This is a genomic window from Micromonospora sp. NPDC000316, from assembly GCF_042898885.1.
Taxonomy (GTDB): domain Bacteria; phylum Actinomycetota; class Actinomycetes; order Mycobacteriales; family Micromonosporaceae; genus Micromonospora.
In genome coordinates this window covers 1-14,896 of sequence record NZ_JBIAZG010000019.1, presented here as the reverse complement: position 1 = coordinate 14,896, position 14,896 = coordinate 1, and the positions used below count along the sequence as shown (strand labels likewise).

General features: G+C 73.0%; 15 protein-coding genes and 1 tRNA gene. 4 read left to right on the top strand and 12 right to left on the bottom strand.

Annotated features, from left to right (window positions below; translation table 11 throughout):
- Positions 1-48: 48 nt before the first annotated feature.
- Both ACFY2Q_RS26255 and ACFY2Q_RS26250 read right to left on the bottom strand, forming a co-directional pair.
- Entirely contained in the window at positions 49-1,227 is a 1,179-nt protein-coding gene (locus tag ACFY2Q_RS26255; RefSeq protein WP_387134616.1) for a PP2C family protein-serine/threonine phosphatase, read from the bottom strand.
- Positions 1,228-1,297: 70 nt separating this feature from the next.
- Positions 1,298-2,044, bottom strand: coding sequence for an SAM-dependent methyltransferase (locus ACFY2Q_RS26250; protein ID WP_387134613.1), 747 nt, complete (start codon positions 2,042-2,044; stop codon positions 1,298-1,300).
- 111 nt (positions 2,045-2,155) lie between these two features.
- Between ACFY2Q_RS26250 and ACFY2Q_RS26245 the strand changes: the two genes are divergently transcribed.
- The 3 genes from ACFY2Q_RS26245 (at position 2,156) to ACFY2Q_RS26235 (ending at position 3,794) form a co-directional block, all read left to right on the top strand.
- Complete coding sequence (locus tag ACFY2Q_RS26245; RefSeq protein WP_387134611.1) at positions 2,156-3,037, top strand: universal stress protein; 882 nt, start codon at positions 2,156-2,158, stop codon at positions 3,035-3,037.
- Positions 3,038-3,108: 71 nt separating this feature from the next.
- Positions 3,109-3,321, top strand: coding sequence for a hypothetical protein (locus ACFY2Q_RS26240; protein ID WP_053661037.1), 213 nt, complete (start codon positions 3,109-3,111; stop codon positions 3,319-3,321).
- Positions 3,318-3,794 (top strand): hypothetical protein, encoded by a 477-nt coding sequence (locus tag ACFY2Q_RS26235; protein ID WP_387134608.1) that lies wholly within the window; start codon positions 3,318-3,320, stop codon positions 3,792-3,794. The genes ACFY2Q_RS26240 and ACFY2Q_RS26235 overlap by 4 nt, the downstream gene beginning before the upstream one ends.
- Here the strand turns inward: ACFY2Q_RS26235 and ACFY2Q_RS26230 are convergent.
- On the bottom strand, positions 3,791-3,994 hold the full coding sequence (locus ACFY2Q_RS26230; RefSeq protein WP_328654239.1) for a hypothetical protein: 204 nt from the start codon (positions 3,992-3,994) through the stop codon (positions 3,791-3,793). The two genes, ACFY2Q_RS26235 and ACFY2Q_RS26230, sit on opposite strands and share 4 nt — an antisense overlap.
- Before the next feature lie 133 nt (positions 3,995-4,127).
- Here ACFY2Q_RS26230 and ACFY2Q_RS26225 point away from each other — a divergent pair, with 133 nt between their 5' ends.
- Positions 4,128-4,778, top strand: coding sequence for a hypothetical protein (locus ACFY2Q_RS26225; RefSeq protein ID WP_387134606.1), 651 nt, complete (start codon positions 4,128-4,130; stop codon positions 4,776-4,778).
- A gap of 3 nt (positions 4,779-4,781) precedes the next feature.
- Here ACFY2Q_RS26225 and ACFY2Q_RS26220 read toward each other — a convergent pair whose 3' ends face one another.
- The 9 genes from ACFY2Q_RS26220 to fdh all read right to left on the bottom strand — a co-directional run.
- Positions 4,782-4,967: a hypothetical protein gene (locus ACFY2Q_RS26220; RefSeq protein WP_387134604.1), complete on the bottom strand. Its 186-nt coding sequence runs from the start codon at positions 4,965-4,967 to the stop codon at positions 4,782-4,784.
- A 72-nt stretch (positions 4,968-5,039) separates the two neighbouring features.
- Entirely contained in the window at positions 5,040-6,317 is a 1,278-nt protein-coding gene (locus ACFY2Q_RS26215; RefSeq protein WP_387134602.1) for a hemolysin family protein, read from the bottom strand.
- Positions 6,318-6,375: 58 nt separating this feature from the next.
- Positions 6,376-6,573, bottom strand: a complete 198-nt coding sequence (locus ACFY2Q_RS26210; protein ID WP_184187418.1) for a hypothetical protein — start codon at positions 6,571-6,573, stop codon at positions 6,376-6,378.
- Positions 6,574-6,643: 70 nt separating this feature from the next.
- Positions 6,644-8,398, bottom strand: coding sequence for a selenocysteine-specific translation elongation factor (gene selB, locus ACFY2Q_RS26205; RefSeq protein WP_387134599.1), 1,755 nt, complete (start codon positions 8,396-8,398; stop codon positions 6,644-6,646).
- A 1-nt stretch (position 8,399) separates the two neighbouring features.
- Positions 8,400-9,704, bottom strand: coding sequence for an L-seryl-tRNA(Sec) selenium transferase (gene selA, locus ACFY2Q_RS26200; protein ID WP_387134596.1), 1,305 nt, complete (start codon positions 9,702-9,704; stop codon positions 8,400-8,402).
- 22 nt (positions 9,705-9,726) lie between these two features.
- Positions 9,727-9,822, bottom strand: a tRNA-Sec gene (locus ACFY2Q_RS26195).
- 34 nt (positions 9,823-9,856) lie between these two features.
- Positions 9,857-10,813: an NrfD/PsrC family molybdoenzyme membrane anchor subunit gene (gene nrfD / locus ACFY2Q_RS26190; protein WP_387134831.1), complete on the bottom strand. Its 957-nt coding sequence runs from the start codon at positions 10,811-10,813 to the stop codon at positions 9,857-9,859.
- A 272-nt stretch (positions 10,814-11,085) separates the two neighbouring features.
- The gene (locus ACFY2Q_RS26185; protein WP_387134593.1) at positions 11,086-12,282 is read right to left on the bottom strand and encodes a 4Fe-4S dicluster domain-containing protein; all 1,197 of its coding nucleotides are present in this window, start codon (positions 12,280-12,282) and stop codon (positions 11,086-11,088) included.
- The coding region (gene fdh / locus ACFY2Q_RS26180) for a formate dehydrogenase (protein ID WP_387134590.1) at positions 12,272-14,896 on the bottom strand (2,625 nt) is incomplete at its 5' end. The genes ACFY2Q_RS26185 and fdh, both read right to left, overlap by 11 nt.

The following is a 14,896-nucleotide window of genomic DNA, read 5'->3' as shown; positions in this document are numbered from 1 at the left end:
GTCCCCTGCCGTCGTCGCGCTGGTGCCCGCCAGGCGCGGCGGCGATCCTCATTCGCCGTCCCGCTCGCGCGGACCATGCCAGTCCAGGCAGACCACCACGGCATCGTCGCGCAGATCGGAATCCGCGTGATAGGCGTGCAGTTCGCGCATCACCGTACCAACCGCCTCGGTCGCTGGCTGCAACCGCGTGGCACGCAGGGAACGCGCCATCGCCCGCTGGCCGTACGGCTCCCGGCCCGCCGGCTCCGCCGCCCACACCCCGTCGCTGACGACGAAGAGGCGCTCACCCGGCGCGAGCTGGAACTCCTGTAACTCGTAGCGGGTCTCGGCGAACATGCCAAGCGGCAACTGCTGCTCCAGCTCCATCGGCTCGACAGTCGCGCCGCGCATCCGCAGCATGTGCGGCGAGCCGGCGTCGACAGCCCGCGTCAGCCCCGTCCGGATGTCCAGCTCCAGCAGCAACGTGGCCACGTGCCGGCGACCCCGATGCTGGTAGAAGACCGTGTCCGACGCGAGCTCCGCCTGCTCCACGAGACCACCGTCGGAGCGCCGCGCGTTGCGCATCGCGTTCACAGTGACCGACGTCAGCAGCGACGCCGCCAGCCCGTTGCCCTCGCCGTTGAGCACCGTCAGGGTCAACCGGTCACCGTCCAACGACCAGTCGAAGTGGTCACCACCCACCGTGTACGCCGGCTCCAGCTGACCCGCCAGGTGAAACGCGCGGTGCGCCACGCTGCGACCCGGCAGCAGGTCCCACTGCATCTCGGCGGCCATGCTGAGCCGCTCACGTCGGCGGACCCGCCGGTAACGGTCGGTCTCCCGGTCCGCGGCACGCATCGCCACCGCCAGGTCGCCGGCGATGTCGGTGGCGCGGCCCGTGACGGCCGCGCCGGGCACCTCCGGCAGCTCGATGAGCAGCACGCCGAGCCGCTCCCCCCACACCGTCAACGGCAGGTAGAGCCGGCACGCGCCGTCGTCGGCGCTGTCGCGCACCGGTTGCTGACTGCTGAAACAGCGCTGCGCCACTGTGTGACACGCCAGGAACCCACCCGCCGGTAGGTCCGGATCCAGCACCGGCCAGAGGCCACTGATCCGGTAGTCGGCGACGAACACGTCGGTGCGTACGGCACCCAGCGCCGAGCGGATCGCCCGGTCCGCGGCTTCCGCCAACTGGTCCGGCGACGCCTCACGCAGCGCCCGCGACACCGCGTCCGGCGCGTCCACCATGCTCGCTCCTCCAGAAACTTGCTACAGGGCAAGCATCATACGGACGCCGCCGACTGGCGGTCGGCGCGGGTCAGTCGGCGTCGCGCGTGGCAAGCACCCCGTGGAACGCGTCCGGCACCTCGACCGGCGGCCCGTCCGGCCGCCACCTGTTGACCGGGACGATCCCGTCCGGCGTCGGCGTCCACCGCCCCAGCAGCGGCGGGAACGCCGCCGGCGGACGCATCCGAAACGCCGGCCCCATCATCGCCAGCGCCCGCGGATGCCCCGCCAGCTCCTCGGTGTCGAAATCCAGCGCCAGCAGGCTGCCCGGCGCCGCCGCCGCATACAACTCGTCGAGGGTACGGGTCAACGTGTCGTCGTCGAGGAAGGCCGCGAGCCCGAGGAACACCACCCCGACCGGCCGCCGCCCCCAGCCCGGCACGAACCGGTGCAGCTGCGCCGGGTCGATGGTGCCGATGTCGGTGGCGTCACCGTAGCCGTAGCCCGCCCGGTCGCTGCCGGCGAGGATGCGCTGCCCCAACCGGATGGTCACCGGATCCACGTCGGTGTAGAGCACTGTGGCATCCGCGGCGACCTCGTGCACGTTGCCCATCGTGGGCACCCCCGCACCGAAGACCAGGAAACCGTCCACGCCCTGCTCGGCGATCGCCCGCACCGCCCGACCGAGAAAGGCCCGCAGCTCGCGAAAGACCGGAGCACATGGCCCGTACGCCTGCTCGAAGGCGTTCGCGGCGGCCACGTCGACCGGGAAGTGATGCTCCCCGCCCAACCAAAAGTCGATCATGCGGGCGGTGCTCGGCTCGGCCGGTTCACCCATCGACGACGCTCCCTCCGGCGATCACCGCCCAGCGTACCGACCCGGGCCCGCTGGGCGGTATCGCTCCGCCGAGTCGCCCCGCCCGCGATACTTGCCGGCGGGAGGTACGCGGTGAACTCGGCGAACAGCGCGGCGGTGGTGGTCGGCGTGGACGGCTCGGAGCCGTCCCTGCGCGCGGTGCGTCTCGCCGCCATCGAGGCCGCCCGCCGGCACCGGCCACTGCGGGTCGTCCACGGGTTCATCTGGCCGCTACTGCACGTGCCGGTCTCCCCCGCGCCGGACGCGCCGCCCGGCGGCGGGCTGCGACACCAGGCCGAGGAACTGGTCGCCGCTGCGGTGGCCGAGGCCGACGCGACAGTACCGGGCCTGTCGATTTCGGGCGAGATCATCGACGGCGAGGCCGCCGCCGTGCTTGTCGGCGAATCCCCCACCGCAGCGCTCATCGTGCTCGGCGACCGAGGGCTCGGCGGCTTCTCCGCGCTTGTCGTCGGCTCGGTGGCGGTGCAGGTCGCCGCGTACGCCGACTGCCCGGTCCTGGTGGCCCGCGGCGAGCAACGCCCCGACGAACCGGTGCTTGTCGGGATCGACGGCTCGGCGGCGTCCCGGCGCGCCGCGGAGTTCGCCGCCGAGACCGCCGTGACGCGCGGCGTGCCGCTGCACGCCGTGCACGTCTACCGGCATCCGGGCAGCAGCGGCCCCGGCGACATGCAACCTCTGGTGTACGACGAGACCGGGCTACACACCGACGAGGACCGGATGCTCGACGGGTGGCTGTCTGGGCTGGTCGAGGACCACCCAGGGCTGCGGCTGACCTGCCGGACCACACGGGGCCGCGCCGGCGCCGTGCTCGCCGAGGCGTCCCGCACGGCCCAACTTGTCGTCGTCGGTGGGCAGGGTCGCGGCGAGGTGACCGGGTTGCTGCTGGGGTCGGTGAGTCAGTCGGTGCTGCACCACGCGCACTGCCCCGTCGCCGTGATCCGCGCGCCGCGCTGAAACCGGGGGTTGGCACGCCGCGAGACGGGTAGACGGCCGCGGTACGCCAACGGCGACGAAGGAGGCAGCAGATGCCAGGACCACGGCCGGGAAGCAACGCGTACGACAAGCAGCGGGCGCGATTGCGCAACGCCATCGACGACTCCGGACGGCGAGTGCCCGACGGCAAGGCCAACCAGGTCGCCAACAAGATCCTCCAGGAGGATCGGGGCCAGCGGGGCGTCGTGCGCGGAGAGCGCACCTACGGCCCCAAGGGTGAGCGCGAACCGGGCGACCCGAAGTGAGGAGGGTCGACCTGGCCGACGGCGCCATCGCGGGCGCGGTCGGCAGCACCGCGCTGAACGTGGTCGGCTTTCTGGACATCGCCCTGCGGGCGCGACCCGCGAGCAGCACGCCGGAGCAGACCGTCGGCCGGCTGGCGGACATCGCGCACGTGAACCTGGGGTCGGAGCCCCGGGCGGCGACCCGCCGCTCGGGGCTCGGGCCCCTGATCGGCTACGGGCTGGGCATCGCCGCCGGGGTGGCGTTCGCGGTCTACGCGGGCGGACGGCGGCAGTCGTTGCCCCTGTCCACGGCTGTGCTCGGCACCGGCGTCATGGCGATGACCGACGGGTCGATCACCGCGCTGGGCATCAGCAACCCGCGGACGTGGGGGCGCTCCGACTGGGTCTCCGACATCATTCCGCACCTGGCGTACGGACTGACGGCCGCCGCCACCTGGAACAGGTTGCGGCGGCCGTCAGCACGCCACCGTTAGCGGGTGTCGCTGTCGTCCTCGGCGACCGGCTCACCCGCCGGGCCGTACGGCGACACCTGCCCCTTGGGCACCGGCCGACCGGCGTCTCCGCGCGACGAACCACTGTTGAGCGGATGCCCGGTCGGCTTCGGTCCCTTGCTGTCCTGACTGGTTGCTCCCTTGGCGTTACGCCGGAACTCCTCCTGCTGCGGGTTGACCACAGGTGTCTCCCTCCAGGTAGGGCGGGCGGTATCGACCGCCGCCACCGCACGCATACCCGCCCGACCCGACGCCATTCCGGCCCCGCCGGCCGCCGCGAGGGCTACTCGCCGTCGCTGCGGGTACCTACCGGGCGTGGGCGACGATCGAGCGGTGGTGCGGGTCCTGCTGGACCGGCGCGGCCACACGTACGCGGAGGAGGCCGGGATCCGGCTCTCCGACCGACCCGGGCCGCTGTACCAACTGCTGGTGCTGGCCACCCTGCTGAGCACCCGGATCCGGGCGTGCGTGGCCGTCGACGCCGCGCGGGAGTTGTTCGCGGCCGGCTACCGCACCCCGCAGGCGATGGAGGCGGCCAGTTGGCAGCAGCGGGTCGACGCGCTGGGCCGGGGCCACTACCGCCGCTACGACGAGCGGACCGCCACCATGCTCGGCACCGGCGCCCGACTGTGCCTGGACCGCTGGCACGGCGACCTGCGGCGGCTGCACCGGGAGGCCCAGGGCGACCCGGCCGGGCTGCGGCGACGGCTCACCGAGTTTCCCGGCATCGGGCCCACCGGCGCGGACATCTACCTGCGCGAGGCCCAGACGGTCTGGTCCGACCTGCGCCCGTACGCCGACAGGCGTGCGCTGGCCGGCGCGAAGCGGCTCGGTCTGCCGGGATCACCGGACCGGCTGGCCGGGCTCGTCGACGGGCCGAACTTCGGCCGCCTGGCCTCGGCGCTGGTCCGGGTGGCGCTCGGCGAGGAGTCCGCCGGTGACGTCACCCGGGTCGCCGCCCGGTGAGGCTCACTTGACCGTCTTGTCACCCGGGCGGGTCAGGTGCCACACCAGCAGCGCGGCGAGCAGCGCCAGGACGACCAACCCGCCGGAGATGCCACGGCCCTCCTCGGGACTGCGGCCGGCGGTGCCGAAGTAGATCACCGCGAGGCCGGCGAGTACGGCGGCGAACTTGCGAAACCCTCGGTCCTTCACATACCGCACGCTAGGTGGCGCAGGGCCACTTCGGGATGTTTTTGCCCGAATCAACAGCCGTTCGGGCGACGGTCAGCGGCCGGTGGCGCAGCCGCGCAGCCGCACCCGCCGCACCGCCCGGTCGGCGACCTCCACCACCTCGATGGTCAACCCGGGCAGCCGCAGCGTCTCACCCGGCCCACCCGGCAGGTGACCCAGCCGCGCCAGCACCAGACCGGCCACCGTTGTGTACTCCCGTGACAGCGGAAAGCCCAGCCGCACCCCCAGATCGGGCAGGTCGTGCAGCGGGAAGTCACCGGGCACCAGCAGCGACCCGTCCGGCTCCCGGATCGCGCCCCGCAGGTCGCGGTCGGTCTCGTCGTACAACTCACCGACCACCTCGGCCAGCAGGTCCTCAAGGGTGACGATGCCGTCGATGCCGCCGTACTCGTCGACGACAAGGGCCAGTTGCTGGTGCTCCTGGCGCAGCTGACGCAGCGCGTCGGCGACCGGCAGGGTGACCGGCAGCAGCAGCGGTGCCCGGCACCACTGCCCCACCGTGCCCGCGCCGGCCCGCACCAGGTCGCGGATGTGCACCACGCCCGTCACGTCGTCCAGCCCGCCAGGGCCGGTCACCGGCGCACGGGAGCGGCCGGCGGCGGCGAGCCGACGCACACCCTCGTCGGCGGCCAGACCGGCCGGCAACGTGGTCACCTCCCGCCGCGCCACCAGGATCTCGCGCAGCGTCCGGCCGGCGATGTCGAACGCGCCGCTCAGGATCTCCCGCTGCTGGGCCGACAGGCCCCGCTGGCTGACCAGCATCTCGCGCAGCTCCTCCTCGCTCATCTCCTCCCGACTGGCCCGTGGGTCGCCGCCGGCGAACCGGACCACCAGGTCGGTGGCCCAACTGAGCAGCCAGACCGCCGGCCGGGACACCCGGGCGAGCAGGTCCAGTGGCCGGGCGCTGAGCAGCGCCCAACGCTCCGCCCGCTGCATGGCCAACCGTTTCGGCGCCAACTCGCCGAACACGAGCGTAAGGAATGTCAGCGCCACGGTCACCACAACGACGGCGGCGGGCCGGGCCGCCGCGCCGAGGAAGCCCAGCGGGGCCACGAGCGGTTGGGCCAGCGACACGGCGGCGGCCGCCGAGGCGAGAAAACCGGCAAGGGTGATGCCCAACTGGATGGTCGCCAGGTAGCGGTTCGGGTCGCGGACGAGCCGCGCCAACCGCTCGCCGGCACGGGTTCGCCGCCCCAGCCGCCGCAGCTGCCCCTCGCGCAGGGTCACCAGCGCCATCTCGCTGCCGGAGAGCGCCGCGTTCACCAGCACCAGCACGGCCACCAACGCCAACTGCCCGAGCTGGCCGCCCATCGCGCATCCCCCGTCCGCCCGCCACCCCCTGTCACCTCAGCCGCAGCGCACCAGGCGCTCAGTCGACCTCCAGGTCGTCCAGTGAGATGGCGTGCGACATCAGCCACCGGGCCAGCGCCGACATGCCGAACAGCCACAGCGGAACGGACTCGGTGGGGCCGTTTGTCGCGTAGATGGCGAACCGCAGGTCCGGCGCGCGGTACGCCTCGATCCGCCACCGGTGCTGCCGGTCCCGCCAGACCGCCGAAGGGTCCATGGCGTCACCGTAGGTGACCGACACCGGCCGGGGAGGCCATTGGCGCGACACCACCGCGCGCCCGAGCCGCTCAGGGCACGATCATCCGGGCGTCGTCGGGCAGTCGACGGGTGGCGCCCCGACGGTCCAGCAACTCCAGCAGCGGCACGGCCACCCGGCGGGTGGTGTCCAACGCCTGCCGGGCCGCCGACAGGGTGAACGGCTGGGGCAGCCCGGCCAGGACCTTCACCGCGTCGTCGAGCACGTCGGGAAGCAGCACCACGTTGTCGGCCAGCCGCAGCAGCGCGCCGGCCCGCACCGCCGCACCGATCTCCCGGGGCCCCAGGCCCAACTCGACGAGGTGGTCCGCCTCGGGAGCGCGAAACGGGCGGTCGGCGTACTCGGCGCGTACCCGCCGCACGGCACGGGCCACCGGCTCCGGCAGAACGTCCACGCTCGCCGCCCCGACGCGACCCGCGTGGACGCGCAGCGGTGGCCGGACCAACGCCTCGACAAGCGCCCGATCGGGCAGGGCGAGGCGTTGGCGCAACGCGTCCACAGGTATGCCCGGCTCCAACGGGTGCTCCCGCGCGTAGCGGGTGACCTCCTCGGTCAGTTGGACGCCCAGCCGCTCCCAGTGCTCGGCGTCGGCGAGCCAGTCACCGGCCACCGGCGTGACCTGCGCCGGCACACCCATGCGGATCAGCGCGCCGGCGCGGACCAGCCGGCGGCGACGCAGCTCACCGGCCAAGTCGGGTCGACCGTCCAGGCCGGCGAGGACCGCCGCGCGGGCCGCCGCCGCCCCACGGCGGGCCAGCGGCGGCGGCGCCACGTCGAGCACGCGCACGCCGCCGGAGACGTGGTGCCGCCCCGGGTCGCGCAGCAACGCCCGGTCGCCGACCAGCAGCGGCAGCGGCCGGGCCAGCCGGAGCCGGACGGTGTCCACGCCGAGCGGCCGAACACGCACCGGCACCGCCGCCGACCCGACGTGCAGGGTGAGGGCGGCCGGCAGGTCGGCGGCCGGGTCGCCGGTGAGCCGGACGTCGACGAGATCGGTGCGGTGGAACCGGCCCGGGGTGAGCAGGGCGTCGCCGCGGCCGATCAGGTCGCGGGGCGTACCCCGGAGGTTTACCGCCACCCGGGCGACGGCCGCGGCCTCCGGTCGGGCCTCGCCCAGCGAATGCAGGCCACGGACCCGGACCGTCTCCTCGGTGCCGGCCACCTCCACCTCGTCGCCCACCCGGAGGCGACCGGCGCCGAGGGTGCCGGTGACGACGGTGCCGCTGCCGCGCACGGTGAAGCTGCGGTCCACCCAGAGCCGGACCGGATCGTCCACGGCGGGCGCCGGCAGGCCGCCGGCGAGCCGATCCAGGGCGGTCCGCAACTCCGGCAGGCCGGCGCCGGTCCGGCCGCTGACCGCCACGGCCTCCACCGCGCCGAGGCTGCTCGCGGCGATCTCGGCGCGGGCCTGGGCCATCGCCGGCCCCGGGTCGGCCAGGTCCGCGCGCGTCACCGCCAGCAGGCCGTACGCGACGCCGAGCGCGTCGAGCGCGGCCAGGTGTTCGGCGGACTGCGGCATCCACCCCTCGTCGGCGGCGACCACGATCAGCGCGGCCGGCACCGGGCCGACCCCGGCGAGCATGTTCGGCACGAACCGCTCGTGACCGGGCACGTCGACGAAGGCGACAGTGCCGCCGGACGGCAGCGTCGTCCAGGCGAAGCCCAGGTCGATCGTCATGCCCCGGCGGCGCTCCTCGGCCCACCGGTCCGGTTCCATGCCGGTCAACGCCCGGACCAGTGTCGACTTGCCGTGGTCCACGTGCCCGGCGGTGGCGACGACGAACACGTCAGTCGTCCCCAGGCACCTGGAGCACGGCCGCGCGGACAGCCTCGTCGGCGTCGGCGGGCACACAGCGCAGATCGAGCAGGAGTCGACCCCGCACCACCCGGCCGAGGATCGGCTGGTCTCCGGTGCGCAGCGGCGCCGCGTACCGTTCGGGCAGGCTCAACGCCCACGAGTCCAGCTCCACGCCGGGGGCACCGCCGCCGCCGACCACCGCGACGGCCGGCACCACCTCCGCCTTGCGGCCGTCCGCGCCGAGCCGGTCACGAAGCCGCTCCACCCGCTCCCGCAGGGCGGCCGGGTCGGCGTGCAGCGCCGCCCGGGTCGGGGTGGCCGGTTGGTGCAGGGTGGCGGCGAGCGCCGCGAGGGTGAGCTTGTCCACGCGCAACGCACGAGCCAGGGGGTGGCGGCGCAGCCTGTCGATCAGCTCGACGTCGCCGAGCAGCAGACCCGCCTGCGGCCCACCGAGCAGCTTGTCACCGCTCGCCGTGACAAGCGACGCGCCGGCACGCAGGGTGGCCGCCGCGTTCGGTTCGTCGGGCAGCAGCGGATCGGCGGCGAGCAGGCCGGAGCCGATGTCGGCGACCACAGGCACCCCGAGCGTCGCCAGTTGTCGCACAGGCGTGGCCGAGGTGAACCCGGTGACCTGGAAGTTCGACGGGTGCACCTTGAGCACGAAGCCGGTCTGCGGGCCGAGCACTGCGGCGTAGTCGGCGACTGTGGTGCGGTTGGTGGTTCCCACCTCCCGCAGCCGGGCGCCGGTGCTCTCCAACAGGTCGGGCAGGCGGAACCCGTCCCCGATCTCGACAAGCTCACCCCGGCTGACCACGATCTCCCGCCCGGCGGCCAACGCGGTCGCCGCCAACACCAGCGCGGCCGCGCCGTTGTTGACCACGTGCACGGCGCCCGCGTCGGGTACGGCGGCGGCGAGCGCGGCGAGCGCGTCCCGGCCGCGGCGGGCACGACGCCCGGTGCTCAGGTCCAACTCGACGTCGGTGTGACCGGCGGCGGCCACGACGGCGGCGACAGCGGCGGGCGACAGCGCCGCCCGACCCAGATTGGTGTGCAGCACGACGCCCGTCGCGTTCAGCACCGCGCGAGGGCTCGGCGCCGGCAACGCGGCGACCGCCGCGTCCCGCACCTCGTCAGGCCTGATCTCGCCTCGGCGGGCCCGCTCCTGCGCCCGCACGACGAGCGCCTTGACCCGATCCCGGCCAAGCGTCGAGGTGGCCGCGGCCAACTGCGGGTCGGCCAGCAACGTGTCGGTGCGAGGCACCCGACGTCGCGGATCCACCGCACCGTCGCGCATCGCGTCATCTCCTGCCCCATGTTGGCGGAGACGGACGGGAATCGAACCCGCCTGGCCCGGGTCCCGGACCACACCGGTTTTGAAGACCGGGAGGGGCACCAGCCGCCTGAACGCCTCCGTCGGCCATTCGATCACAACGCCGACGTGGACGCTCAGTCAGCCGCCAGATCCGTCCCGGCCCGCCGAGCGTTCACCCGCTCGCGTTGCGGCACCACCGTGTAGCGCGGATCGCGGGCCGACGCGACACCGCCGTAGAAGATGCCGAACCGGGTGGCCACCGACGCGGCCAGCAACGCGGCACCGGAGAGCACGCCGACCGTCCGGCTGCGCCGGCCCAGCAGCGCACCGGTGACCCCGGCGGCGGTCAGCAACCGACCGGCGCGCAGCAGACGACCGGGCCGGCCCAGCCGGTAGGGCTCGCTGAGCAACCCGAGACGAGTCTCCACCCGGTGCGCGCCATACAGTTCCAGGGCCGCGCCGGCCACCGCCATCCGCCGGGCCGGCCCGGCCTGCGCCGGCGGCGCGGCGAGCAGACCCACGCCGGCGCCGCTGGCCAACGCGCTGCCCGCGAAGACGACAGGCAACTCGGGGTACGCCTCATGCCACGACGGCACCGCCGTGTCGGCGAGCAACACCCCTGTGTACGTGGCAAGCGCCGGGGCCGTGGCGGCGGCGAGCAGCCCAGCGGCGTGCCCGACCGGTGGCAGCACCCGGCGGGCCAGTCCGAGCGGGCCGTGGCGCGGCAGCAGGCCGGCGCCCTCGGCGATCGCGGCTATCCCGGCGGCCGGCCCGAACGCGGTGAGGATCCAGGTGCCCACCGACATGGGCGAGGTCGGCTTGGCCACCCGCAGCATGTGGTGGAACCGCGCCGGCCGACCCAGGTCGTGGATCAGGAACACGGCGCTTGCGGTCACGGCGGTCAAGGCGGTGACCCGACCGGCGCGGCGCAGCGCCGGCCGGCCGGTGACCTGCCCTCCGGCGGCGAGCAGCGACGAGCCGGCGGCCAGCCCTCCGGTGAACAGGTACGCGGCGATGTCCCACTTCCAGACCGGCGCCTTCAGAATCGGCCGACCGTAGTACGAGGTGAACTCGGCCTCCGGCACCCGCAGTTCCTCGCCGCCGCCGCGCCGGCCGGGTCGGCGGCGGCTAGCTGGGGCGGCCCTGGGTGGCTGTGCGCCTGGGTCGGTGGGTGTGTCCGCGCCGTTGACGTGCGCCGCGCCTGTGTGTTCGTGTGGTGCCCGGCGGGCCGAGTCGCCCAGCCTGTCGGGAGGTTGCGCGGCGAGGCGGTCGGCGCTTTCGGCAACGAGGCGGTCGGTGGGTTGAGCGGCGAGGCGGGCGCGGAAGCGGCGGAACAGGTCGCCCACCGGTGGGCGGTGTGGACTCACGACGATCTCCCGGCGAAAGCGACGACAGTTGCCGCGGCCATGGCCAGTGCGGCGAGGCCTGCGCGTTTCCACATCGCCGGCAGGTCCCGCGTCGTCACCACCGGATCCGGCGGCAACCCGTACACCTCCGGCTCATCCAACAACAGGAAGAACGCACCATCACCACCCACACCGTCATTCGGATCATCCCCGTACAACCGCGCCTCAGGCACACCCCGCTCATGCAACGTCGCCACCCGCGCCGCCGCCCGCTCCCGCAACTCCTCCAACGGCCCAAACTGAATCGACTCCGTCGGACACGCCTGCGCACACGCCGGCGTCATCCCCACACCCAACCGGTCATAACACAGCGTGCACTTCCACGCCCGACCATCACCCTTACGCTGATCAATCACCCCATACGGACACGCCGAAATGCAGTACCCACACCCATTACAGATGTCCTCCTGCACCACGACGCTGCCGAACTCGGTACGGAACAACGAACCCGTCGGACAGACATCCAGGCAAGCCGCATGCGTGCAGTGCTTACACACATCCGACATCATCAACCAGCGGAAGTCCGTACGCCCCTCCGCGCCCGTGCCCCGACCCGGCGGCCGCGCACCCGGCATCCCCAGAAACTCCGGACCGCCCGCCCGGCCGGCGGCGGGCGGGGCGCCGGCGGCGTCGCCCCGGCCTGCGGCATTCGAGGCGCCGGCAGCCGAGCCGCCAGCCGGACCGGCAGCGACGGGAGCGCCCAGCACGTCGACCGGCCCGCCGGTGGCACCGCCATGGTCGCCGACGGACATGCGGGCGGCCGCCGGCGGTGAGCCGGGCGGCAGGCCCGGCTGGGTGCCGGTCGGGCCGGTGGTGCCGGCCGCGACGGTCGCCGACGCCGCACTGGCCGTCCCGCCGGTCGGGGTACCCGTGAACGGCGCACTGCCGTGCCCCGACGGGCGGGGCTGCTCGATGAACGCGACGTGTCGCCACGAGTTCGCGGTCAGGGCACCCGTGTTGTCGTACGACATGCCCAGCAGATCCAGGCCGGAGCCGGGCACCCCGTTCCACTCCTTACAGGCCACCTCGCAGGCTTTGCATCCGATGCAGACGCTGGTGTCGGTGAAGAACCCCATCCGCGGCGGCGCGTCCTCATAACCGGCGTCCGGCGCCGGGTCGAGCGGCCCGTACAGGCTGTTCGGGTCAGGAAGCACCCTGTCCCTCCCCCTCACTGTCCGTGGTGACGGCCGGCGCGTGCCCGCCCGCGGTGATCCCGGCCCGGCGCTGGTAGTCGGCGACCAGATCCAGCAACTGTTGTCCTCTCGGGCGACGGCCAGGCCGCACATCGCAGGTGCCGACCTTGCTCTCCTGGATCAGCACGTTGGGGTCGAGGCTGATGCCGAACAGGTCGTTTGCCGAATCACCGGTGACCAGACCCTCGAAACCGAAGTGGTACGGCAACCAGACCTGGTGAATCACCCGGCCGTCGACACGCAGCGGGGTGAGCCGGTCGGTCACCAGCACCTTCGCCTCGATGGCCGCGCGGGCGGTCACCAGATGCGCCCAGTCGAGGTGGGTGAGGCCACGCTCGACCGCCAACTCCGGCGACACCTCCACGAACATCTCCGGCTGCAACTCGGCGAGGTGCGGCACCGTACGGCTCATCCCCCCGGCCGTGTGGTGCTCGGTGAGCCGGCTGACCGTGAAGACGTACGGGAAGACCTGGCTGTGCTCCTGCGGCGGGCTCGGGTTCACCGAGTTCACCGGGTGCGCGTACGACTTGCGGGTCGGGTTGGCCTGCTGACGGTAGAGCGGGTTACGCACCGGCGACTCGACAGGCTCGTAGTGCGTGGGCAGCGGCCCGTCGAGGACGCCGCTCGGCGCGTACAGCCAGCCCTTGCCGTCGCCCTGCATGACGAACGGATCGTCACCGGCGATGCCCTCGGTGCCGGACGCGCCGGGCGGCGGCCGGTACGACGGCGGCTTGGTCTTCTCGAAGTCGGGCACGTCGTAGCCCGTCCACTCGCCCTTGTCCGAGTCCCACCACACGTATTTCTTGCGCTCGCTCCACGGCTTGCCGTCCGGGTCGGCGGAGGCACGGTTGTAGAGGATCCGCCGGTTCGCGGGCCAGGCCCAGCCCCACTCGGCGGCCACCCAGTCCTGCTCGTGGCGGGACTTGCGGCGGGCGGCCTGGTTGACGCCGTCGGCGTACACGCCTGTGTAGATCCAGCAGCCGATCGCGGTGGTGCCATCGTCGCGGGCCTCGGCGAAGCTGGACAGTGGGCGGCCGGTCGTCACGTCGTACCCGTTGATCTCGCGCAGGACCGCCTCGGCGCTCGGCTCCGCGTGCGGACCGTGCGTGGGGTAGTCCCAGGTGAGGTCGAGCAGCGCGCGGTCGCGCGGCAGCGTCGAGTCGGCGAGCTTGTCCCGCAGCTTGCGGCCGAGGTGGTAGAAGAACCACAGCTCGGAGCGGGCGTCGCCGGGCGGCTCGACGGCCTTCTCCCGCCACTGCAACAGCCGCTGCGTCTGGGTGAACGTGCCCTCCTTCTCCACGTGCGAGGCGGCGGGCAGGAAGAACACCTCGGTGCGGCACTCCTCCGGAACGATCTCGCCGGTGGCCACCTCGGGGCCGTTCTGCCAGAACGTGGCACTTTCGATCATGAACAGGTCGCGGACCACGAGCCAGTCGAGATTGGCCATGCCGAGACGCTGCGCGCGGCCGTGCGCGGACCCGACCGCCGGGTTCTGGCCGAGCAGGAAGTACCCCTTGATCTTCCCGTCGATCATGTTCAGCACCTGCTGGTACGTGCCGTGGTCGCCGGTCAGCCGGGGCAGGTAGCCGTAGCAGTAGTCGTTGTCCGGTGTCGCCGCGTCACCCCAGTACGCCTTGAGGAGGCTGGCGGCGAACGACCCGGCGTTGCCCCAGAAGCCCTTCTGGCCCGGATGCCGGATGCTGTCCACCCACTCGTCGAAGCTCGGGTGATCGGCGTGGTGCGGCATCGGCAGGTAACCCGGCAGCAGGTTGAACAGCGTGGGAATGTCGGTGGAGCCCTGGATGCTGGCGTGCCCGCGCAGGGCCATGACCCCGCCACCGGGACGGCCCATGTTGCCCAGCAGCAGCTGGATGATCGCCCCGGTCCGGATGTACTGCACACCCACGCTGTGCTGCGTCCAGCCCACCGAATAGATCAGCATCCCGGTGCGGTCCCGGCCGGAGTTCGCCGTCCACGCCTGCGCCAACTCCAGGAACTGTGCCTGCGGGATGCCGCAGACCCGCTCCACCATCTCCGGCGTGTAGCGGGAGAAATGTCGCTTGAGGATCTGGTAGACGCAGCGCGGGTGCTGCAACGTCTCGTCCCGTTGGGTCTGCCCACCCACCTGGGCGCCGTGCGACTCGTGCTCCAAACCGGACGCGGTGTCGCGCTCCTTGGCCGTGTGCCCGCTGCCCGACGAATCCTCGTGACCCGCGTACTGCCAGCTGTCCTGCACGTAACTTCCGGTCTCCGAGTCGAAGCCGGAGAAGAACCCGTCGCCGTCCTCGGTGTCGCTGAACTGCTCGCTGATGATCGTCGCCGCGTTGGTGTACGACAGCACGTACTCGCGGAAGTCCAGCTCGTTGTCCAGGATGTAGCGCACCACCCCACCCAGCAGCGCGATGTCCGTGCCCGCCCGGATCGGCAGATACGAATCAGCCACCGCACTGGTACGCGTGAACCGCGGGTCGACGTGGAAAACCTTCGCGCCACGACGCTTGGCCTCCATCACCCACTGGAAACCCACCGGATGCGCCTCGGCCATGTTCGAACCCTGAATCACGATCAGGTCGGA